14 protein-coding genes are annotated in these 22503 nt (G+C 74.2%); 12 read left to right on the top strand and 2 right to left on the bottom strand.

Annotation, left to right across the window (positions count from 1 at the left end; all coding sequences use genetic code 11):
- The first annotated feature begins 85 nt into the window (after positions 1-85).
- From AB0Q96_RS20880 to AB0Q96_RS20825, 12 genes are all read left to right on the top strand, one after another.
- On the top strand, positions 86-415 hold the full coding sequence (locus AB0Q96_RS20880) for a hydroxyisourate hydrolase (protein WP_365327485.1): 330 nt from the start codon (positions 86-88) through the stop codon (positions 413-415).
- A 387-nt stretch (positions 416-802) separates the two neighbouring features.
- Positions 803-1168: a hydroxyisourate hydrolase gene (locus AB0Q96_RS20875; protein WP_365327484.1), complete on the top strand. Its 366-nt coding sequence runs from the start codon at positions 803-805 to the stop codon at positions 1166-1168.
- Positions 1169-1269: 101 nt separating this feature from the next.
- Positions 1270-2166: a helix-turn-helix domain-containing protein gene (locus tag AB0Q96_RS20870; protein ID WP_365327482.1), complete on the top strand. Its 897-nt coding sequence runs from the start codon at positions 1270-1272 to the stop codon at positions 2164-2166.
- A 196-nt stretch (positions 2167-2362) separates the two neighbouring features.
- Positions 2363-3157 (top strand): fumarylacetoacetate hydrolase family protein, encoded by a 795-nt coding sequence (locus AB0Q96_RS20865; protein WP_365327481.1) that lies wholly within the window; start codon positions 2363-2365, stop codon positions 3155-3157.
- Between the two features lie 53 nt (positions 3158-3210).
- Positions 3211-4104, top strand: coding sequence for an acetaldehyde dehydrogenase (acetylating) (locus tag AB0Q96_RS20860; RefSeq protein ID WP_365327479.1), 894 nt, complete (start codon positions 3211-3213; stop codon positions 4102-4104).
- Positions 4101-5138, top strand: a complete 1038-nt coding sequence (dmpG, locus tag AB0Q96_RS20855) for a 4-hydroxy-2-oxovalerate aldolase (protein ID WP_365327477.1) — start codon at positions 4101-4103, stop codon at positions 5136-5138. The genes AB0Q96_RS20860 and dmpG overlap by 4 nt, the downstream gene beginning before the upstream one ends.
- Before the next feature lie 54 nt (positions 5139-5192).
- Positions 5193-5423 carry an acyl carrier protein gene (locus tag AB0Q96_RS20850; RefSeq protein WP_365327475.1) on the top strand — a complete coding sequence of 77 codons (231 nt, stop codon included), beginning with the start codon at positions 5193-5195 and terminating at the stop codon, positions 5421-5423.
- A gap of 67 nt (positions 5424-5490) precedes the next feature.
- A complete protein-coding gene (locus tag AB0Q96_RS20845; protein ID WP_365327473.1) occupies positions 5491-6618 on the top strand; it encodes a histidinol-phosphate transaminase in 1128 nt (375 codons plus the stop codon).
- On the top strand, positions 6615-7601 hold the full coding sequence (locus tag AB0Q96_RS20840) for an LnmK family bifunctional acyltransferase/decarboxylase (RefSeq protein ID WP_365327471.1): 987 nt from the start codon (positions 6615-6617) through the stop codon (positions 7599-7601). Before AB0Q96_RS20845 ends, AB0Q96_RS20840 begins: the two co-directional genes overlap by 4 nt.
- An 8-nt stretch (positions 7602-7609) precedes the next feature.
- Positions 7610-8155 (top strand): adenylyl-sulfate kinase, encoded by a 546-nt coding sequence (gene cysC / locus AB0Q96_RS20835; RefSeq protein ID WP_365327469.1) that lies wholly within the window; start codon positions 7610-7612, stop codon positions 8153-8155.
- Positions 8152-9087 (top strand): sulfate adenylyltransferase subunit CysD, encoded by a 936-nt coding sequence (gene cysD, locus AB0Q96_RS20830; RefSeq protein WP_365327467.1) that lies wholly within the window; start codon positions 8152-8154, stop codon positions 9085-9087. Before cysC ends, cysD begins: the two co-directional genes overlap by 4 nt.
- Before the next feature lie 2 nt (positions 9088-9089).
- Entirely contained in the window at positions 9090-10478 is a 1389-nt protein-coding gene (locus tag AB0Q96_RS20825; RefSeq protein WP_365327465.1) for a GTP-binding protein, read from the top strand.
- A gap of 6 nt (positions 10479-10484) precedes the next feature.
- Here AB0Q96_RS20825 and AB0Q96_RS20820 read toward each other — a convergent pair whose 3' ends face one another.
- Positions 10485-14537: an amino acid adenylation domain-containing protein gene (locus tag AB0Q96_RS20820; RefSeq protein ID WP_365327463.1), complete on the bottom strand. Its 4053-nt coding sequence runs from the start codon at positions 14535-14537 to the stop codon at positions 10485-10487.
- Positions 14534-22426 (bottom strand): amino acid adenylation domain-containing protein, encoded by a 7893-nt coding sequence (locus AB0Q96_RS20815; protein WP_365327461.1) that lies wholly within the window; start codon positions 22424-22426, stop codon positions 14534-14536. The genes AB0Q96_RS20820 and AB0Q96_RS20815 overlap by 4 nt, the downstream gene beginning before the upstream one ends.
- Positions 22427-22503 lie beyond the last annotated feature (77 nt).

The raw sequence follows: 22503 nt of genomic DNA, 5'->3' as shown, positions 1-22503 counted from the left end.
CGGTCGCGGCGGGGCTGATGCTCGCAGACGGGGCGCATCCGGTGTCCCGTCCCACAAAGGACGCAATCGATGAGGCCGGTGTCACGTGAAACTCGGAGTGTGTGTCTCTGATGGAACCAATGGGCGGCCCGTCGACGGGCTGATGGTCCGCATCGAACGCCCTCGCCTGGACGAATGGCAGACCGTGTGGCACGGACTGACCGGGAGGGACGGACGGCTGGACCGCCCGTCCCTCCCGGAGGACGCTCCCGGCCCGTTCCGGCTGGTCCTGGAGACCGACCGGTACTTCACGACGCTCGGGATGCGCCCGTTCTACAGCCACATCGCGGTCGCGTTCGCCGAGTGGGAGGCGGACCAGGAGATCCCGATCGTGATCGCCCCCCACGGATACGCGGTGTGCGCCGTCGGCCAGTAGCCGCGGCCCACGAACGACGCACGACGCCAGGCGGCCCCACCCCGGTCGCCTCCCCTGGTGCCGGCGCGGCCGCGGGCGAAGGCGACCCCTTCCCCGCGCACCCCGCCGAGCGCGCGAGCCGTCCCCGCGGTCACCGCGCTGACCTGCGCCGATGCTCGCGGCGCCGGAGTCCTCTCCCGGTTTTCTCCCTCCCGTGCGGGACGCTTAGCGAGGACTTAGCGATCCAGTAGGAGGACGAAAAGGGAACTCACTAGAAAGGGAGTCGTCCACCCGGAACACCGGGTCATGAGTTTCCGCAAGGGAGATCGACATGATGGCTCTGCTCACCACCCTGGCCGGATTCGCGGGCTTCTTCACCGCGGACGACACGATCTGGGGCTGACCTCCATGAGCATCTCGGTTCGGGTCGTCGACTCCACCAACGGCCGCCCCGTGGCGGATCTGGCCGTCACCCTGCACGCCCGGCAGCACGACACATGGCCCGAGGTGGCCCGGTCGCGGACCGACGCCGGAGGAACGGTCGGCTCGCTGAGCGGTCCGGCCGCCCTGCCGCACGGCGCGTACCGGCTGGTCTTCGCGACCGGTGAGTACTTCGCCGAGCGGGCGGTCGACAGTCTGTACGCGGAGGTCATCCTCTCGCTCCACTACCAGGGCGATCCGAGCGACCTCCACCTCCAGCTGCAGGTGAGCCCCTTCTCGTACACCACCTATCGGGGACACGTCCCCTGGACGGTGCCGGCCGGAACGGTGTGAGGCCGGCGGCACCCCGGGCGGACGACTCCACAACGCGGCCGTGCCGCCAAGCGGAAGGGGTGGAACAGTTGTTTGACGAATTGCGGTCGGCGATTCACACGGTGCCGGTCGAATCCCTGCTGCCGGCGGACTCACCGCGTCTGGCGGGTCTGAACGAGGGCCATGCCCGGGCCCTGGCGGAGAGCGGGACCGCGTTCGAACCGATCCTCGTGCACCGGGAGACGGGACGCGTGGTCGACGGAATGCACCGCCTCCGGGCCGCCGTCCTGCGCGGCGAACACCTCATCACGGTCCGTCATGTCGACGGCGCCTCGGCGGATCTGTTCGTCCGGGCGGTGCAGGCCAACATCAGCCACGGCCTTCCCCTGACGCTGGGGGACCGCAAGGCGGCCGTCCTGCGCATCCTCACCACCCACCCGCACTGGTCGGACCGGGCGATCGCCGCCGTCACAGGGGTGTCGCCGAAGACCGTAGGGGCCGTACGGGGGAGACGTTCGACTGAGGAATCTCCTCAGTCGAACCGCTCGGCCCCCCGGGTCGGCAGGGACGGCCGGGTCCGCCCGGCCGACATGCCGGAGCGGCGGGCGAAGGCCCGCTCCCTGCTCGCGCAGCGACCCCGCGCGACCCTGCGCGAAGTGGCCCAGGAGGCCGGGGTCTCGGTCAGCACCGCCCACCGCCTCCGGCAGGAGCTGCGCTCCTGCCCGGCCGGCCCCGACGGCGGCGAGCGGGCCCCGGCGGCGGTGGCCGTGCGCCTGCGGGTGCGGGCCCTGGACATCCTGGCCAACGACCCGTCGATCCGCTTCACCGACAGCGGCCGCGCCCTGCTGCGCTGGCTCAACGGGCAGGCCCAGGGCCTCGCGGCGGGCGAGCAGCTGCTGGCGGCCGTGCCGCCGCACTGCGCGCGGGCCCTCACCGAGGTGATGAGCCACTACGCCCGGGAGTGGGAGCGGCTGGCCGCCGGGATGCAGGAGTCGGGGCTTCCCAGGGGCGGCCGGTGACGAAGCTCACGTTTGACGGGCGGTTCGCGGTGGATCGACTCCCTTTGTATGGGGGGCAGTTCGGTGAATGTCCGGTGTTGTCGGATGCGTAAGCATTGGCGAAATCTTCTGCGGCGACCACTTCGTCGTTACGGTGAGCCGCGAATCGAGGGGGCAGGCCCATGTGGCAGGTGCGATGTGTTCGGACAGGAGCAGCGTGAACATCTCGGTGGACGACGCGAGAGTCAAGGCCAAGGCGCTCTACGAGGCCCGTGCGACGGGTTGCCCCATCCCTCCCTTCACCGACGCGCAGCCCGCGCTGGACATGCACGACGGCTACGCCGTCCAGCGTGAACTGGTCGCCCTGCTGACGGCGTCCGGCGACACGGTCGTGGGCTACAAGGCGGGACTCACCTCCGTCCCGATGCAGCAGATGCTCGGCGTCGACACCCCGGACTACGGACCGGTGCTGGCCTCGACCGTGTACGAGAACGGGGCCACCACGCCGAGCGGGGCGTTCATCGCTCCCAAGGTCGAGGCGGAGATCGTCTTCCGGCTCGGAACGCCCCTGCGGGGGCCCGGAGTCACCGTGGCCGCGGCACGTGAGGCGATCGCCGAGGTCATGGCCGGCCTGGAGATCGTCGACTCCCGGATCGAGGGCTGGCGGATCCGGCTCGCGGACACCGTCGCCGACCTCGCGTCCAACGGCGCGGTGGTGCTCGGCCCCCCGGTCGCCCTCCCCGACGACTGCGACGTGCGCCTCATCGGCATGGCCTTCTCCCGCAACGGCGCGCTCGTGGCCACCGGTGCCGGAGCCGCCGCGCTCGGGGATCCGGCCGCGGTGGTCGCCTGGCTGGCGAACGTCCTGGGCGAGCACGGCGTGACCCTCGAAGCGGGCCAGCTGATCATGACGGGTGCCCTCCACGCCGCGGTCCCGATGGAACCCGGCGACAGCTTCACGGCCGAGTTCGACCGGCTGGGCACCGTCACTCTTCACGTGGGCGACGCCTAGGCCACCGTCGCGCCCCTTTGGCGAACCTCTAGACAGGGAAGGGCGATGCAGTCATGAAGCGAAACGGGCGCCTGCCCGTGGCCGTCCTCGGCGCCGGCCTCATCGGAGTCGATCTGGCCGAGAAGATCATGCGTTCCGAACACCTCGAATGCGGCCTGGTCGTGGGACGCGACGAGAAGACGCCCGGCCTGCGCCAGGCGGCCGAGCTCGGGCTTCCCGTCGGGACGCGCGGAATCGAGTCCCTCCTGGAGGCCCCGGAGCCGTTCGGCATCGTGTTCGACGCGACCAACGCCATGGCGCACGCCGAGCACGCCGAGCGCCTGAGCCTTTCGGGCACCAAGCTGGTCGACCTGACGCCGAGCAAGGTAGGGCGGATGGTCATCCCGAGCGTGAACGTCGACGAGGTCCTGGACGCCGGCGACATCAACATGATCAGCTGCGGCGGCCAGGCCTCCATCCCGATCCTCCACGCGATCACCCAGAGCCACCGGGTCGACTACGTCGAGGTCGTCACGACCGCCGCCAGCCCGAGCGTCGGGCGCTCCACCCGGCTCAACCTCGACGAGTACATCGAGACCACCCAGGACGCCGTACGGGACTTCACCGGCGTCAAGGACGTCAAGGCGATCCTCAACATCAGCCCCGCCAGGCCGCCGTCCACCTTCCGCGTCGCCATGTCGATGCTCGGCGAAGGCTTCGGCACCGCCTCGGTGGAAGCGGCCGTGCGGACCGCGGCCGAACAGGTCCGCTCCTTCGTCGGCGGCTATCGGATCACCGCCTGCGTCGTGGACGAGGACAAGGTGTTCGTCGCCGCCGAGGTCACCTCGTCCGGCGGACGCATCCCCCGGTACGCGGGCAACCTCGACATCATCAACTCCGCCGCCGTGCACGTCGCCGAACGGTGTGCCGCGGCCGGCCCGGCGAGCATCGGTACGGAGACGTCATGAGCACAGCACCCTCCCCCGAAGGCGCCCGCAAGCCGGTCGTCATCCACGACGCGTCCCTGCGCGACGGCCACCACGCCGTCCGCCACCAGCTGGACCGCGAACAACTGCGCGCCTACGCACGGGCGGCGGACACCGCCGGCATCCCGGTCGTCGAGGTGGGCCACGGCAACGGCCTGGGGGCCTCGTCCCTCCAGGTCGGGCAGTCCCGGCTGGGCGACGACGAGATGCTGTCGATCGTGCGGGAGTCCCTGACCCGCAGCACCATGGCCGTGTTCATGCTGCCGGGCTGGGGCACCACCGCGGACCTCGAACGGGCCATCGCCCACCAGGTCGACGTGGTCCGCGTCGGCACCCACTGCACCGAGGGCGACCTCGCCGAACGGCACCTGGGCTTCCTCCGCGAGAACGGGGTCCAGGCCCAGGCCGTCCTGCTGATGAGCCACATGGCGAGCCCCGAGCGGCTCGCCGCCGAATGCGCCCGGCTCGTGGAGTTCGGCGCGACCGCCGTCGGCATCATGGACTCCTCCGGCCACTACCTGCCGGCCGACGTCACGGCACGCGTCACCGCCATGCGCGAGGCCGTCGACGTACCGGTGATGTTCCACGCCCACAACAACCTCGGCATGGCGGTCGCGAACTCGATCGCCGCCGTCGAGGCGGGCGCGGACATCCTGGACGCCTGCGCCCGGGGCTTCGGCGCGGGCGCCGGGAACACCCAGCTCGAAGTCCTGGTGCCCGTCCTCGAACGGATGGGCTACCCGACCGGCATCGATCTGTACGGTCTGCTGGACGCGGCCGACCTCGCCGAGCGCGAGCTCATGCCGGCCCCGCCCACGATCGACTCGGTGAGCGTCGTCAGCGGCCTCGCCGGGGTGTTCTCCGGGTTCAAGACCCGGGTCCTGGACGTCTCGCGGCGCGAGGACGTGGATCCGCGCGACGTCTTCTTCGAACTGGGCCGCAGACAGGCCGTCGCGGGCCAGGAGGACCTCATCATCGAGGTGGCCCTGGCCCTGAAGGCGGCCCGAGGTGCGTGAACGCCGCAATCCCGCGGCTTCCGTCCGGGCGAGACCAACGAGGGAAGAGCCATCGTGTACGACGTACTCAAGGACATCCTGGTCGGCGACCTCCACGTGCGCGAGGAGGACGTCATGCCCACGGCCACCCGCGAGGAGGTCGGCCTCGACTCGCTGGCCGTCGTGGAACTCGCCGCCGCGCTGAACGACCGGCTCGGCATCGAGGTCGAGGACTACGAACTGCTGGACGCCGGGACCCTCGCCGACGTGGCCCGCCTGATGGCGGAGCGGCGGCCGGAAGGCTGAGCCCACCGTCGACCCGGGCGCCGTCCGCACCTCCGAACGCGGCGGAGTCCCCTCCACCGGGAGCCCCATGTCCACTCCATCCCTGCGCGCGGTGCTCGACACCGTCGCCGCCTACCAGCCGGCCGCGGGCCTCCACGACCCGGCCGCCCGCCCCCGCCCGCTGTCGGCGAACGAGTCGCCGCACCCCCCGCTGCCCGGCATCGTCGAGGCCATCGCACGAGCCGGCGCCACGGTCAACCGCTACCCCGACCCCGGCTGCGGACCGCTGATCCGCACCCTCGCCCGGCACCACGGCATCGACGAGGACCGGATCGCGGTCGGCGCCGGCTCCCTGGCCCTGCTGCAGAGCCTGTTCCAGTCCGTCGCCGACCCCGGCGCCGAAGCCGTCTACGCCTGGCCGTCGTTCGAGGTCTATCCCACGCTCGCCGCCCTCGCCGGCGTGACCCCCGTCCAGGTGCCGCTGACCGACGAGACCCACGACCTGCGGGCCATGGCCGGGCGGATCACCGACCGGACCCGGCTCGTGATCGTCTGCAACCCGAACAACCCGACGGGCACCGGTGCCGACCCCGCGGAACTCCGCGCGTTCCTCGCCTCCGTACCGCCGACCTGCCTGGTCGCGGTCGACGAGGCCTACCACGAGTACGCCCGCGGACCGGCCGCCCCCAGCACCCTGCCGCTGTGCGCCGACCACCCCAACCTGGTCGTGCTGCGCACCTTCTCCAAGGCCTACGGCCTCGCCGGACTGCGGACCGGATACCTGGTCGGCGACGCCCGGGTCGTCGAACGGCTCCGCAAGGCCTGCCTCCCCTACGCGGTGAACACCGTCGCCCAGCACGCGGCCGTCGCCGCCCTCGGACTCGAGGAGCAACTGCTGCGCCGCGTCGACGAGACCGTGGCGGAACGCACCCGTGTACGGGACACCCTGCTGCGCGGCGGCTGGCCGGTCCCGGACAGCCTCACCAACTTCCTCTGGCTTCCCCTCGGCCCGTTCGCCGCCGACTTCGGCACCTGGTGCGCCGACCGGGGAGTCGCCGTACGGGCCTTCGCCGACGTGGGCGTCCGCGTGTCCATCGGCTCCGCCGAGGACGACGACCGCTTCCTCGCCGCCGCCGACGAATGGCGCTCCACCGGACGGCCGGTCACGGCCGGAGCCGGGCAGACCCAGCAGCCCCGAAAGGCGGCGGAGGCATGACCACACTCCACACCGCGCCCGACGCCCCGGCCCGGGACGACTCCCGCGCCGCCCGCCGGGTCGTCGTCGCACCCGGCATGTGCAGCGGCGGATCCCTGGTGTTCGGCCGCATCGGCGACTGGACCTGGGAGGTGGTCGCCGAGTCCTGCCGGCTCAACGTGCACGCCGCCCGCACCGCCGACGGCGACCCCGCCTACCTGTCGTTCTACTACTTCCACGTACGCGGCGGGGACGTCGTCCACCCCCACGGCCTCACCTTCGGCGACGAACTCCGCGTCGACTCGCGGTCGTTCCAGTTCGGCAGCCAGTCCGTCATCACCCTGCACCGGCTCGCCCCCGCCGGACTGGAGCTGCCCGAGGGACCCCTGGACCCGGCGGAGGTGTACGAGCACCCGCACCCGCAGTGCCTCTACGCGGAGAACTTCAACCGCTGGATCGCCCGCACCACCGCCGGCAGCAACCGCGGGCTCGCCCAGGTGACACCCCCGGACTTCGCCTACCAGGAGCTCCCGCAGCTTCCCAACGCCTACTCGCCCCGCTCCCTCGTGGGCCGGGCCCGGGCCACCGGCAGCTTCCACCCCTCCGGACCGCCCGGATTCCACCAGGAGGGCCCGACCGAGACCTACCCGTACACGCTGGACGTCGTCCGCGACCTCAACGGCGCCGGACTCATGTACTTCGCCTCCTACTTCGCCGTCTTCGACACGATGCTGCTGCGCCTGTGGCGCTCACTGGGCTGCACCGACGAGGAGTTCCTGCGCCGCAAGGTCCTCGACCAGAAGGTCGGCTACTTCGGCAACGCCGATCCCGGCACCGTCTTCGAGGTCACGGTCCGCCGCTGGCGCGCCGCCGCCGACCCGGACGTCGAGGTCGCCGACATGGCCCTGCGCGACACCGCGACCGGGCAGCTCATCGCGGTCACCGCCATCGAGATCGCACGCGACGCCGGGACGGCGGACCCCCGTACCTCGGACGGCGCGTGATGCCCGCCGTGAACGCCGAAGCCGCCGGCGCGACGGTCTGGCTCACCGGTCTGCCCAGCGCCGGCAAGACCACCATCGCGCGCCACGCCGCCGCCCGGCTGCGGTCCGCCGGACGCCGCACGCACATCCTGGACGGCGACGAGCTCCGCACCCACCTCACCTCCGACCTCGGCTTCTCCCGCGAGGACCGCGACACCAACGTGCGCCGCGTCGGCTACGTCGCGGAGCTGCTCGCCGCCCACGGGGTGACCGTGCTCGTCCCCGTCATCGCCCCGTACGCGGACGCCCGCGCGGCGGTCCGCGCCCGGCACGAGGCCACCGGCACCCCCTACGTCGAGGTGCACGTCGCGACCCCGGTCGACGTGTGCGCCGCACGCGACGTCAAGGGCCTCTACGCCCGGCAGGCCCGCGGTGAACTCTCCGGACTGACCGGCGTCGACGACCCGTACGAACCGCCCGCCGCACCGGACCTCAGGATCCCGGCCCACCAGCAGACCGGGACGGAGTCGGCGGACGCCCTCGTCGCGCTGCTCCGGGAGAAAGGGTTGGCATGACCACGTTGACGACCTGGTCCGAGCGGACCGACGCCCCGGGCACCCTGACCCACGCGGACCTCCTGGAGTCGGAGGCCGTGCACATCATCCGCGAGGTGGCGGGCGAGTTCGAGCGGCCGGTGCTCCTCTTCTCCGGCGGCAAGGACTCCGTCGTCATGCTGCACCTCGCCCTCAAGGCCTTCGCCCCCGCCCCCCTGCCCTTCGCGCTGCTCCACGTGGACACCGGACACAACTTCCCCGAGGTCCTGGCCTACCGGGACCGTGTGGTCGCCGCACACGGACTGCGCCTCCATGTGGCCTCCGTACAGGAGTACCTCGACCGCGGTGTGCTCAAGGAACGCCCCGACGGCACCCGCAACCCCCTCCAGACCCTGCCGCTCACCGACCGCATCCGCTCGGAGGGCTTCGACGCGGTCTTCGGCGGCGGCCGGCGCGACGAGGAGAAGGCCCGCGCCAAGGAACGCGTCTTCAGCCTCCGGGACCCCTTCTCCCAGTGGGACCCGCGCCGCCAGCGCCCCGAACTCTGGCAGCTCTACAACGGCCGGCACGCCCCCGGCGAACACGTGCGGGTCTTCCCGCTGTCCGACTGGACCGAGCTCGACGTGTGGCAGTACGTCGCCCGCGAGGGCATCGCACTGCCGGAGATCTACTTCGCCCACGAGCGCGAGGTGTTCCGCCGCTCCGGCATGTGGCTGCCCACCGGCGACTGGGGCGCCCCGAAGGACGGCGAGACCGTCGAGAAGAGGCGCGTCCGCTACCGCACCGTCGGCGACATGTCCTGCACCGGAGCGGTCGACTCCGACGCCTCCACCCTGGACCAGGTGATCGCCGAGATCACCGCCTCCCGGCTGTCCGAGCGGGGCGCGACCCGCGCCGACGACAAGCTCTCCGAGGCCTCCATGGAGGACCGCAAACGCGAGGGGTACTTCTGACCATGACGACCAGCACCCGGACCAGCACCAGGACCAGGACCAGCGACCTCCCCGGCACCACCCTGCTGCGGTTCGCCACCGCCGGCTCCGTCGACGACGGCAAGTCCACCCTGGTGGGCCGGCTGCTGCACGACTCCAAGTCGGTCCTCGCCGACCAGCTGGAGGCCGTGGAGCGCGCCTCGGCCGGCCGCGGCCAGGAGGCACCCGATCTCGCCCTGCTCACCGACGGCCTGCGCGCCGAACGCGAACAGGGCATCACGATCGACGTCGCCTACCGCTACTTCGCCACCCCGAGACGCCGGTTCATCCTCGCCGACACCCCCGGGCACGTGCAGTACACCCGCAACATGGTCACCGGCGCCTCCACCGCCGAACTGACCGTCATCCTCGTCGACGCCCGCAAGGGCGTCGTCGAGCAGACCCGCCGGCACGCCGCCATCGCCGCGCTGCTGCGCGTCCCCCGGGTCGTCCTCGCCGTCAACAAGATGGATCTCGTCGGGTACCGAGAGCCCGTCTTCGCCACGATCGTCGCCGAGTTCACCGCCTACGCGTCCGACCTCGGCCTCTCCGGCGTCACCGCCGTCCCGATCTCGGCGCTCGCCGGGGACAACGTCGTCGAGCCCTCGGCCGTCATGGACTGGTACAGCGGCCCCACCGTCCTCGAACACCTGGAGACCGTCCCGGTCAGCCGCGACTTGGCCCACCGGCAGGCCCGGCTGCCCGTGCAGTACGTCATCCGCCCCCGGACCGCCGCCCACCCCGACTACCGCGGCTACGCCGGACAGATCGCCGCCGGCACCCTGCACGTCGGCGAACCCGTCACCGTCCTGCCGTCCGGCCGCACGACCCGGATCGCCGCCATCGACCTCCTGGGGCGGCCCGTCGACACCGCCTGGACCGGCCAGTCCGTCACCGTCCTCCTCGCGGACGACGTCGACGTCTCGCGCGGCGACCTGATCGTGCCGACGGCCCAGGCCCCGGCACCCACCCAGGACATCGACGCGACCGTCTGCCACGTCGCCGACCAGGAACTGACCGTCGGACAGCGGGTCCTGCTCAAGCACGGCACCCGCACGGTCAAGGCCATCGTCGAGGACATCCCCGCCCGCCTCGCCCTCGACGACCTCTCCCTGCGCCCCCACGGCGGCCGGCTGGCCGCCAACGACATCGGCCGCGTCAGGATCCGCACCGCCGAACCGCTGCCCGTCGACCCGTACGCCGACTCGCGCCGCACCGGGTCGTTCATCCTGATCGACCCGAGCGACGGCACCACCCTGACCGCGGGCATGGTCGGCGACTCCTTCGTCACCACCGCACCCGTCAAGGGCGCGCCCACCGGCACCGGGACCGGCGCGGACACCGAGGGCGAGGCCGACGGCTGGGACTTCTGACGCCGGTCAGCCGACCGCGCCGCTCCCTTCCGCCGCGCCGCCCCCCTCCACGGCCCGGTCCTCCGCTGCCCGGTCCTCGGTGGCCCGTGCGGACAGCACCGGGCCGATCGTCGCGAGCGGCGCGGGATCCAGCATCTCGTAGTGGCCGCACGCCACGTCGACGGCCACGACCCGCCCGCCGCCGTACGCCCGCCAGGCGTCCGGGGCGGCGGGCGAGGCCGGCGCGCCGTCCGACGCGGCCCGGAAGTGGAGCACGTCCACCCCGCGCGTCCGCGCCGGAGGCGTCCGCAGCGCGTCCACCGCCGACCGCACCGCCAGCCGCGCGCCCTCCACGGCCCGCTCCCCGAGCAGCGCGATCTGCTCCGGCGGCGCCCCGTCCGCGCCGAATCCGGCCGACCCGGCCACGTGCCGGTGCGTCTCCTCCCAGCCGGGCAGCCCCTCCTCGGGCGCCGGATACGAGTCGAGCAGCGCCACGAACTCCACGGCCTGCCCCGCCTCCACCAGCTCCGCCGCCACCCCGTACGCGAGGACACCGCCGACCGACCAGCCCAGCAGCCGGTACGGGCCCCGAGGCTGCACCTCCCGGATCCGCCGCGCGTACTCCCGTACCAGCTCCTCCGGCTTGCGCGCCCCGCCCTCCGGATCGGCGAGGCTCGGCGCCTGCAGCCCGTACAGCGGCACCTGCGGATCGAGGTGCGGGAGCAGCCGGGCGTACGGCCAGGCGAGGCCGCTCGCCGCGTGCACGGCGAACAGCGGCCTCAGCCGCCCGCCGGTCCGCAGCGGGAGCAGGACGTCCAGGCCGGAGCCGCCGCCCTCACCGCCGAGCCGGCGCGCCAGGGCCGCCGGGGTCGGCGCCTCGAACAGGGCGCGGACGGTCAGCCCGGTGCCCAGGACCGCGCGCACCCGGCTCACCAGCCGGGTCGCCAGCAGGGAGTGCCCGCCCAGGTCGAAGAACCCGTCGTCCGGACCGACCCGGTCCACCCCGAGCACCTCGGCGAACAGCGCGCACAGCGGCTCCTCGTGCGCGTGGGCCGCCTCGCGCCGGACGGCGGCGCCGTACGCGGGAGCGGGCAGCGCCGCCCGGTCCAGCTTGCCGTTCGGCATGAGCGGGAGGCTCTCCAGCGGCACCACGGCCGACGGCACCATGTGGTCCGGCAACACGTCCCGGGTGAAGCGCCGCAGCTCCGCGCCGTCCGGCGGCCCGCCGGGCCCGGCCGCCACGACGTACCCGACCAGCCTGCGGTCGCCCGGCCGGTCCTCCCGCACGACCGCGACGGCCCGCGCCACCCGCTCGTGCCGCAGCAGGGCAGCCTCCACGTCGCCGAGCTCGATCCGGAAGCCGCGCACCTTCACCTGGCCGTCCAGCCGCCCCAGGTACTCCAGCTGCCCGTTGGCCCGCCACCGCACCTGGTCGCCGGTCCGGTACATGCGCCCGCCGGGGGCGCCGAACGGGCAGGCCACGAAGCGCTCCGAGGTCAGCCCCGGCCGGTTCAGATAGCCGCGGGTGACGCCCGCGCCCGCGATGTACAGCTCACCCGGCTGCCCCACCCCGACCGGCTGGAGCCACGGATCGAGCACGTACACCCGGGCGTTGGGCACCGGCCGCCCGATCGGCGGACCGGCTTCGGACCCGGCTCCGTGAGCCCCGGCCCTCGCTTCGGCTCCCGCTTCCGCTTCGGGCTCGGCTCGGGGGCCGCTCCGCCACCAGGTCGAGTACGTGGTCGCCTCGGTCGGGCCGTAGATGTTGGTGACCGCGCAGCCGGGCACCCGCTCCCGCAGCTCGCGCAGCAGGGCGCCCGGCACCGCCTCCCCGCCGAGCACCACGTGCGGAGCCGACACGTCGAGGGAACCGGCCGCCAGCATGCTCGCCATCGCCGAGGGAACGCCGCTGACCAGGCTCCCCTCCCAGCCGTCCCGTTCCAGCAGCGCGAACAGGTCGTCGACCAGTTCCAGCTGCCCGCCCAGCGCCAGGGTCGTCACGATCTCGAAGACCGACACGTCGAAGCTGAGCGAGGTGGAGGCCAGCACCCTCGCCATGCCGTCGGCACCGAAGTGGTCCTCGACGGTCGCCACGAAGTTGACGGCGTTCATGTGCTCGACGACCACACCCTTGGGGACGCCGGTGGTGCCCGAGGTGTAGATGACGTACGCGGGATGCCGGGGGAGGAGCGGTACCGGGCGCTCCTCGTCCCGGACGTCCGCGTCCCGGACGTCCGCGTCCCGGACGTCCGCGTCTCGGACGTCCGCGTCGTCCCGTGCCTCGACGCGCCGGGTCACGTCCGGATCGTCCAGGACCAGCGCGGCCGTCCCCTCCGGCAGCACCTGCCGGGTCGCCCCGGTGACCACCGCGAGCCGGGGCCGGGCGTCGCCGAGCATCCGCGCCACCCGGTCGGCCGGGTACCGCACGTCGACCGGCACGTACGCGGCCCCCGACTTGAGCACGGCGAGCAGCGCGACCACCATGTCCACGGTCCTCGGCAGCGCCAGCGCGACCAGCGTCTCCGGCCCCGCGCCCTCCGCGATCAGCACCCGCGCCAGCCGGTTCGCCCGCCGGTTCAGCTCCCCGTGGTCGACGGTCCGCCCTTGGTACGTGAGAGCGGGCCCCCGCGGGTCCCGCGCGGCCCGCGCCTCGATCAGGGCGGGCAGCGTGGCCGGCGGCACCGGGCGGGCGGTAGCGTTCCACTCCTCCAACGTCCGCCGCCGCTCGGTGTCCGACAAGACCGGCAGGCCCACGACCGGACGGTACGGATCCTCCGCGACCGCCTCCAGGATCCGCACCAGCCGCTCGGCGATCCCCTCCACCGTCCCGCGCCCGAGCAGATCGGGCCGGAAGTCGAGCCGGACGCCCAACTCCTCGGCCGGCGTGCAGATCAGGGAGAGCGGATAGTGGGTGGCGTCGAAGCCCGTGACGTCGACGAGCAGGGCCTCGCCGAGCCGGCGCCGGCCCGCGGCCATCGGATAGTTGTCGAAGACGGCCGTGGTGTCGAACAGGGCCCCGAAGCCCGCCCGCCGCTGGATCTCCGTCAGCCCCACGTGGTGGTGCTCCAGCAGGTCGAGCTGTTCGTCCTGGACGCGTTCCAGCAGGTCGATCAGCGTGTCCTGAGGGTCCGTCCGCACCCGTGCCGGAACGGTGTTGATGAGCAGCCCCACCATCGACTCGACCCCGTCGACGTCGGCGGCCCGCCCCGACACCGTCATCCCGAACAGCACGTCGCCCCGCCCGGTCAGCTGCCGCAGCACCAGCCCCCACGCCACCTGCATCACCGTGCCGAGGGTGACCCCCGCCTCCCGCGCCCGCTCCGTCAGCGCCGCCGTCGTCGCGGCGGGCAGCGTACGCGTCACCCGCTCGGGGACCACCGTGCCCGCGCCCCGGGCCCGCGGCGCCACCAGCGTCGGCCCCTCGACCCCGGCGAGCGCCTCCGCCCATGCCTCCGCCGACCACTCCGGGTCGACCTCACCCAGCCAGTCCAGGAAGGAGCCGTACGCGGGGGCGGGCGGGAGCGGGTCCGCCCCGGCGGAACCGGCCCCGTACCCGTCGTCCGCGTCGTACGTGTCATACAGCTGGAAGAGCTCGTCGAGGAGGATCGAGGTGGACCAGCCGTCCAGGATGATGTGATGGTTCGTCAGGACGAACCGCCACCGGGAGCCGCCCAGCCGGATCAGCAGGAAGCGGAGCAGCGGCGGCCGGGCGACGTCGAAGCGCCGCCCCCGCTCCTCCTCGACCAGCCGCACCGCCTCGGCCTCCCGGCCGGCCGGTGCGCTCCCGGTGAGGTCGGCCTGCCGCCACTCCAGCGGGACCACGGACGGCACGAACCGCACGGGCGTGCCCGACGCGTCCGTACGGAACCCGGAACGCAGGCTGTCGTGCCGGTCCTGGAGCACCTGGCAGACCGCGCGCAGGCGCGCCGGGTCCACCGGGCCCTCGAAGTCCAGCGCCATCTGGATGGTGTAGACGTCCTGGCCGTCCGCGTCGAACGCCGTGTGGAAGAACAGCCCCTGCTGGAGCGGCGACGGCCTCGACGTCGGCTCGTCGGGGTGGGTCCGGTCGGGTGTGCTCACGCCGTGTCTCCCGGTTCGCCGGTGCGCGCGGTCAGGTTCGTCAGGGATTCCAGGGCCTCGGACCAGGCGTCGGCCAGGGCCTCCACCCGGTCCCGGTCCAGCAGGTCCTTCGGGTACATCCAGGTGACGTGGAGTTCCGGCCGGCCCCCTCGGTCGTGGACCACCGCGGACACCTCCAGGAGGTGCGTCAGGGGCATCTCGGGGTCACCCCCTCCGGCTACCGCGCCGGCCTCCGGCGCCAGACCCCAGTCGGTGTCGTCCGGCCGGTCGAACCGGCCCAGATAGTTGAACAGGATCTGTGCCGTGGGGCGGGCCTTGAGCGCGGGTCCGGCCTCCGGGTGCAGATGGCGCAACAGGCCGAAGCCGAGCCCCTTGTCGGGCATGCCCGACAGTTGCTCTTCCACGGCCCGTACGGCGGCGGCCGGATCGTCCGGCCGCCCCGCGAGCCGAACGGGGAACATGCTGGTGAACCAGCCGACGGTCGCCGACAGGTCGATGCCGTCGGCGATCTCCTCGCGCCCGTGCCCTTCCACGTCCACGAGGAACGGGGCGTGTGCGGAGGCGCTGGAGGTGGCGTCATCGGTGAGGCCGTCGGTGCCGTCGGTCGTGCCGCCGGTGGTGCCTCCCGATCCGGGGCGCCCACGCCAGCGCCCCGCCGCCGTGCTGAGCGCGCCGAGCAGGACCGCGTTCACACCGACGCCGAGCCGGGCGGGCACGTCGGACAGGAGCGGGGCCGTCAGGTCGGCGGGCAGGACCCGGGTGACGGCGTGCTTCGCGCCCTCCACGTCGCGGCCCGCCACGAGCTCCGCGCCGGGGACGAGGGCGCCCGCTCCGTCGAGGAGGCCGAGCCAGAAGGGGAGTTCGGCCGCCCGCCCGCGCGCCTCGCGCTCCAGGCGCCGCCCCCAGTCGGCGAACGACACGGGAGCGAGGTCGAGGCCCGTCGCCCCCGTCGTCCGTGGGGCGGTGCCGGTGGCCAGGTCCTCCAGGAGGATCCGCCAGGACACGCCGTCCACGACCAGGTGGTTGATCATCAGGAGCAGTCGGCCCGGTCGGCCGGGACCCGCGTCGTACCAGACCGCCTGGAGCATGTTGCCTTCCTCGGGCGCCAGTCGCCGCCGTGCCCCGTCCGCCTCGGCACGGAGCCGGTCCGCGAGGCCCGCGGCGGTGAGCCCGGCCGTGTCGACCCGGACGAGACGTCCGGCCGCGTCGACCGCCTCGCGCGGCAGCACCTCAAGGCGCCACGCGGGGCTTCGCGTCAGGCGGATCCGCAGGGCGTCGTGCCGGTCGAACAGGGCCTGGAGCAGGGCCCGCAGGCGCTCCTCGGACAGTTCGGCCGGGGTCCGGACGAGCACCGATTGGTGGAAGCCGTCGACGGGACCGCCCCGTTCGCGCTGCCAGTGCACGATCGGGGTGAGCGGCACCTCGCCCTCCGACGCCGAGGCCGACGCCGAAGCCGGGGTCGGAGCCGACGCCTTGCCTCCCTTGGGCGGCCGTACCTTCGCGTGGGCGGCCAGTCCGGCGACGGTGCGGTACCGGAAGACGTCCCGCGTGGAGAGCGCCAGACCGCGCGCGCGGGCCCGGGACACCAGCCGGATCGACACGATGCTGTCGCCGCCGAGCGCGAAGAAGTCGTCCTCGACCCCGACGGAGGGGAGCCCGAGGATGGCGGCGAACAGCTCGCAGAGGAGCTCCTCGGCGGGGGTGCCCGGCTCCCGGAGCACCGGGGCGGCGGGCGCCTGCGGGGCGGGCAGCGCGGACCGGTCCAGCTTGCCGTTGGGCGTGAGCGGCAGCCCGTCGGGCAGCACGACCACGGCGGGGACCATGTACGGAGGGAGCGCCCGCCGCGCCCGCTCGGTGAGTTCGCCGACGAGGCCGGCGAAGTCGTCGGGGCCGTTGAGGCCGACGAGACCGTCGGGTTCGCCCGTGTCGCCGCCGCCCCGCACGGGTGCGACGTAGCCGACCAGCCGGTGCTCGCCCGGCCGGTCCTCGCGCACCACCACGGCGCTGCGCGCGACCCGGTGGTGCCGGTCCAGGACCGCCTCGATCTCGCGCGGCTCGATCCGGAAGCCCCGCAGCTTCACCTGGGCGTCGGTGCGCCCGAGGAAGGCGAGTTCGCCCTCGGCGGTCCGGCGGACCAGGTCGCCGGTGCGGTACAGGCGGGCGCCGGGCGGACCGTACGGATCGGCGACGAACCGCTCGGCGGTCAGCCCCGGCCGCCCGAGGTAGCCCCGGGCCACGCCCGCGCCCCCGATGTACAGCTCGCCCGGCACGCCCACCGGCACCGGTCGCAGCACCTCGTCCAGGACGTACCCGCGCGTGTCGCCCAGCGGGGAGCCGAGCGGCGGGCGTTCCGTGTCGTCCGGGCCGATCGGGGCGGCGAGGGACCAGATGGTCGTCTCGGTCGGCCCGTACACGTGGGTGACCTCCGCGGCCAGGGAGACGAGCCGGTCGGCCAGGGCGGGCGGCAGGACCTCGCCGCCGACGAGGACCCGCAGGCCGCGGACGGCGTCGGGGACCTCGGCGACGAGCCCGGACCACAGGGACGGCGTGGCCTGGACGGCGGTGACCTTGTGCCTGGCGACGAGCCGTCCGAGGGCCTGTGGATCGCGCACCTCGTCGGGGGAGGCGAGGACGACCGCGGCGCCGTCGAGCAGTGGCAGCAGGAGCTCCAGGTGGGCGATGTCGAAGGCGACGGTGGTCACCGCGAGCAGCCGGTCGGCGGGGCCGAGCGGCAGCCGGAGCCGCATGGCGGCGAGCAGGTGGGCCAGGTTGCGATGGGTGACCGTGACGCCCTTCGGCCGGCCCGTCGAACCGGAGGTGTAGAGGACGTACGCCGTGTCGTCGGCCGGGATCGCCGACTCCGACCCCAACCCTGCCCCTGCCCCTGCCCCCGACTCCTGCCCCTGCCCGGGTTCCTCGGTGGCCGGCTCCGCCGTGCCGAACCGGGGGTCGTCCACGGTCAGCCAGGCGTCGGTGCCGAGCGCGTCGCGGGTGGCCGGGTCGGTGAGCACCAGGAGCGGCGCGGCCTCGGACAGCACCGACGCCACCCGGTCCCTGGGGTGGTGCGGATCGACCGGGAGGTATCCGGCGCCCGTCCGGTGTACGGCGAGGAGCGCGACGAGAAGGTCGGGCGTGCGGTCCATCGCGACGGCGACCAGCCGCTCCGGACCGGCGCCGCGTCCGCGCAAGCGGCCGGCCAGCAGCTCCACCCGCGCGTCGAGCTCCCCGTACGTGATCCTCCGTGCCCCGTGGAGCACCGCCGGCGCGCCGGGCGTCCGGGCGGCCTGTTCCCGGAACCGGTCCGGGACCGGACCGGCCGGCAGGTCTGCCGCCCCGGCGTCCGGTCCGGCCCACTCGGTGAGGAGGGTGTGTCGTTCGGCGGGGGACAGGAGGTCCAGTCGCCGCACCGGCAGGGCGGGGCGGGAGACGGCGTCCGCGAGGAAGGTGGTGAAGTGGCGGGCGATCCGCTCGGCGGTGGCGGGGCCGAAGAGGTCGAGGGCGTGGACGAGGGTGCCGTCGAGGCCGCCGCGGGACTCGGTGAGGTCGAAGAGGAGGTCGAAGGGGATCGTGCGGTGCCGGTCGTGGTCGGCCGCCTCGACACGGAGACCGGGCAGGTCCAGGGTGCCCGTCGTGTTGTTCTGGAGGCTCAGCATGACCTGGAAGAGCGGATGCCGGGCCGCCGACCGGGCGGGGGCGACGGCGTCCACGACCCGGTCGAAGGGCACGTCCTGGTGCTCCAGGGCGGCGAGGACGTGGGGGCGGACCCGGTCGACGAGCTCGCCGAGGCCGGGGTCGCCGGAGACGTCGGTCCGCACCACCACCGTGTTCACGAAGCAGCCGACCAGCTCGTCGAGGCCGCTGTCGGCCCGCCCGGCGACCGGACTGCCGACCAGGACGTCCGTCCCCGCGCCGAGCCGCCGCAGCAGACCCGCGAGGACGGCGTGCAGCACCATGAACACGCTCGCGCCGTGCTCCCGCGCCAGGGCGGTGAGGCGGGCGAAGTCCTCGGGACCGACCCGGAAGGGCACCTCGCCGGCGCGCTGGGTGGCGGCGGCGGGGCGCGGCCGGTCGGCGGGCAGCGGGATCTCGTCGGGCGCGTCGGCCAGGGCGCCGGTCCAGTGGGCGAGTTGCCGGGCGAACAGGCTCGCGGGGTCGTCGGGATCCCCGAGCGCCGCCCGCTGCCACAGGGTGAAGTCCGCGTACTGCACCGGAAGTTCGGGGAGTGCGGGGGTCCGTCCGCGCAGCCGGGCGGTGTAGGACGCGGAGAGGTCGCGGAGGAAGGGCGCGGCGGACCAGCCGTCGAAGGCGATGTGGTGGACCGTGACCGCGAGGACGTGCTCCTCGGGGCCGCAGGCGAACAGCGCGGCCCGTACGGGGATCTCGCGCGCCAGGTCGAAGCCGCGCTCCGGGAGGGCGGCCACCGCCGCCTCGACCTCCGCCGGGGACGCCTCCCGCACCGGCAGATCGAACTCCACGTCGTCCAGGACGTGTTGGCGCGGCACCCCGTCGGTCACCGGGAACACGGTGCGCAGGCTCTCGTGCCGGGCCACCACGTCCCGCAGGGCGGCCGTCAGCGCCCCGGCGTCCAGCGGGCCGGTGAGCCGGAGGACGGTCGTGACGCTCAGCGCGGCGGCGCCCTCCGTCAGCTCGCCCTGGAGCCAGAACCGCAACTGCGAGAAGGACGGGGGCAGCACCTCGCCGCGCGACCGGGGCCGCAGCGGACCCCGCCCGGCCCCCGCGGCCCCGAAGCGTTCGGCGAGCCCGGCGGGCGTCGGCGACTCGAAGACCGCCGCCACCCCGATCCCGGCGTCCAGCACCTCACGCAGCCGGTTCACCAGCCGGATCGCCAGCAGCGAATGCCCGCCCAGTGCGAAGAAGTCGGCGTCCGCGCCGACCTCCGGCACCCCCAGCACCTCCGCGAACAGCCCGCACAGCAGCCGCTCGGCCGGCGTGGCGGCCGGCCGGGATCCGGAGCTCCGCGCGGGCACGGGCAGCGCCGCCCGGTCCAGCTTGCCGTTGGGCGTCAGCGGCAGCCCGTCGGGGAGCACCACGACGACGGGCACCATGTAGTCGGGCAGGGCCCGGCGCGCGTACGCGTCGAGTTCCGGCGCGGGATCGGCGCCGAGGTGCGGCGCGGGCACGACGTACGCGAGCAGGTCGCGCTCGCCGGGCCGGTCCTCCCGTACGAGGACGGCGGCGCGGGCGACGGCCGGGTGGCGCTCCAGGACGGCCTCGATCTCGCCGGGTTCGATGCGGAAGCCGCGTATCTTCACCTGGTCGTCGGCGCGGGCCAGGAAGTCGAGCTCGCCGTCGGCGGTCCAGCGCACCACGTCCCCGGTGCGGTACATGCGGGTCCCCGGCGGGCCGTACGGATCGGCGACGAAGAGCCCCGCCGTCAGCCCGGGACGGCCGAGGTAACCGCGGGCCAGCCCGGCACCCGCGAGGTACAGCTCGCCCGGCACCCCGACGGGCACCGGCCGCAGCCACGGGTCCAGCACGTACACCCGGGTGTTCGCCATCGGCCGGCCGATCGGCGGCTTCCCGCCCCCCGCGTCCCGCGCCGGGCCCACCCGCCCGAACGTGGTGAACGTCGTGTTCTCGGTCGGCCCGTACACGTGGGTCAGCGCGGTGCCCGGGAACTCCGCCCGCATCCGACGCACGGCCCCCTCGGAGGGCTGCTCGCCTCCCGTCCAGACCTGTCCGACCCGGCCGAGCAGCGCACTGCGCTCCGCGACCAGCAGGTTGAAGAGCGAGGTGGTGAGGAACACGCTCGTCGCGTCCCCTTCGGCCACAGCCCGCTCCAGTGCCCGCGGCGAGGAGTCGCCGGGCGGCACCACGACGACCGTGCCGCCGCCGAGCAGCGGCACCCACAGCTCGTACGTCGAGGCGTCGAAGGAGTGCGGGGAATGGGCGAGCACCCGCGCGTGACCGCCGTCCGCCGCCCAGCAGGGGTCGGTGGCGAGGGCGACGATGTTCCGGTGCGTCACCAGGACGCCCTTCGGACGCCCGGTGGAGCCCGAGGTGTACATCACGTACGCGGCCCGCCCGGCGTCGATCACGGGCCGGGCCGCCGCCTCCACGCCCGGGCCGCCCGGACCGGCGCCCCCACCCGCCCCGGCCGGGTCGGGCGCCCCGACCAGCACCACGGGCGCGTCCGGCGCCGCGCCCGCGAGCTCCTCGGCCCGCTCCCGCAGCGACGCGTCGGCCAGGATCAGGCAGGGCCGGGCCTCCTCCAGGACCGTGCGCTGCCGTTCGGCCGGGTTGCGCGGGTCCAGGGGCAGGTAGGCGGCCCCCGTCTTCAGTACGGCGAGCAGCGCGACGACCAGCTCGGCCGAGCGGTCCATGGCCACGGCGACCAGCCGCTCCGGGCCCGCCCCGAGCCGGCGCAGGCGGCCCGCGAGGCGGTCGGAGCGGGCGTCGAGCTCCGCGTAGCCGAGCCGGGAGGCGCCGCACACCACGGCGGGGGCGTCCGGGGCGGCGGCGGCACGCTGCCGGAACAGCTCCGGCACGGACACGTCCGGGAGCGGGGACTCCTGGCCGTTCCACGTCTCCAGCAGCGTGCGGCGCTCGGCGGGGGCGAGGAGTTCCAGGGCGCTCGTGGGCCGTTCCGGTGCGGCGACCGCCTCGGTGAGGAAGACGGTGAGGCAGCGGACCAGCCGCTCGGCGGTGGCGTGGTCGAAGAGGTCCCGGGCGTAGACCAGGCTGCCGTCGAGCGCCCCGTCGGTCTCGGTGAGGTCGAAGAGCAGGTCGAAGGCGGTCGTCCGGTGCGGGGCCGGGGCGAGCAGCCGGGTGTCGAGGCCGGGGAGGCGCACGGCGGCGTCCGCGTTGTTCTGGAGGCTCAGCATGACCTGGAAGAGGGGGTGCCGGGCCGCCGACCGGGCCGGGTTCACGGCCTCGACGACCTGCTCGAACGGCACGTCCTGATGGTCGAGCGCGGTCAGCACGGCGGTCCGGGCCCGGCGGACCAGGTCGTCGAAGTCGGGGTCGCCGGAGACGTCGGTCCGGACGACGACGGTGTTGACGAAGCAGCCCACGAGGTCGTCGAGGCCGACGTCGGTGCGGCCCGCGACCGGGCTGCCGACCAGGATGTCCGGGCCGGCCCCGAGCCGCCGAAGGAGCCCCGCGAGGGCCGCGTGGAGCACCATGAAGGTGCTGGCTCCGTGCCGCAGGGCCAGCCGGGACAGGGCGCCGAAGGCGTCGGGCGGCAGGTGGAAGGGAACGGCTCCGGCCCGGTGCCCGGCGGTGGCGGGGCGCGGCCGGTCGACGGGCAGCGGGAGTTCGGCCGGAGCGCCGGCCAGGGCGGCGGTCCAGTGGGCCAGCTGCTCGGCGAAGAGACTGCCGGGGTCGTCGGGCGCGCCGAGCTCCTTGCCCTGCCACAGGGTGAAGTCCGCGTACTGGAAGGGCAGTTCCTCCCAGGCCGGCGGCCCGCCTTCGAGGCGCGCGGTGTAGGCGTCCGCGAGGTCGCGCAGGAAGGGGCCGACGGACCAGCCGTCGAAGGCGATGTGGTGCACGGTGATCGCCAGCACGTACCGGCCGGGCTCGCCGAGGGTGAGCAGGACGGCCCGCAGCGGGAGTTCGCGCCCCAGGTCGAAGACGTGGCCGGCCGCTTCGGCCACGGCGGCCTCGACGTCCCGCTCCGCGACCCGCCGCACGGGCAGCTCGACGTCCACCGCCTCCAGGATCCGCTGCCCCGGTACGCCGTCGGTGACCGGGAAGACGGTGCGCAGGCTCTCGTGCCGCGCGACCACGTCCCGCAGCGCCTCGCGCAGCGCCCCCTCGTCCAGGTGGCCGGTCAGCCGGAGCGCCATCGAGGCGTGGGGCCAGGCGCCGTCGCGGTCCAGCTCTCCCTGGAACCAGAACCGCAACTGCGAAAACGACAGAGGGATCACGGTGGTCTCGGCCTTTCGGGTCTCTCGGGTCTCTCGGCCTGCTTGGGTCGCTCGGGTCGTTCGGGTCTCTCGGGTCG

It is taken from the genome of Streptomyces sp. NPDC093111 (assembly GCF_040683955.1).
Taxonomy (GTDB): domain Bacteria; phylum Actinomycetota; class Actinomycetes; order Streptomycetales; family Streptomycetaceae; genus Streptomyces.
The sequence above is the reverse complement of the archived record's forward strand: the minus strand, read 5'-3'. Positions and strand labels throughout refer to the sequence as shown.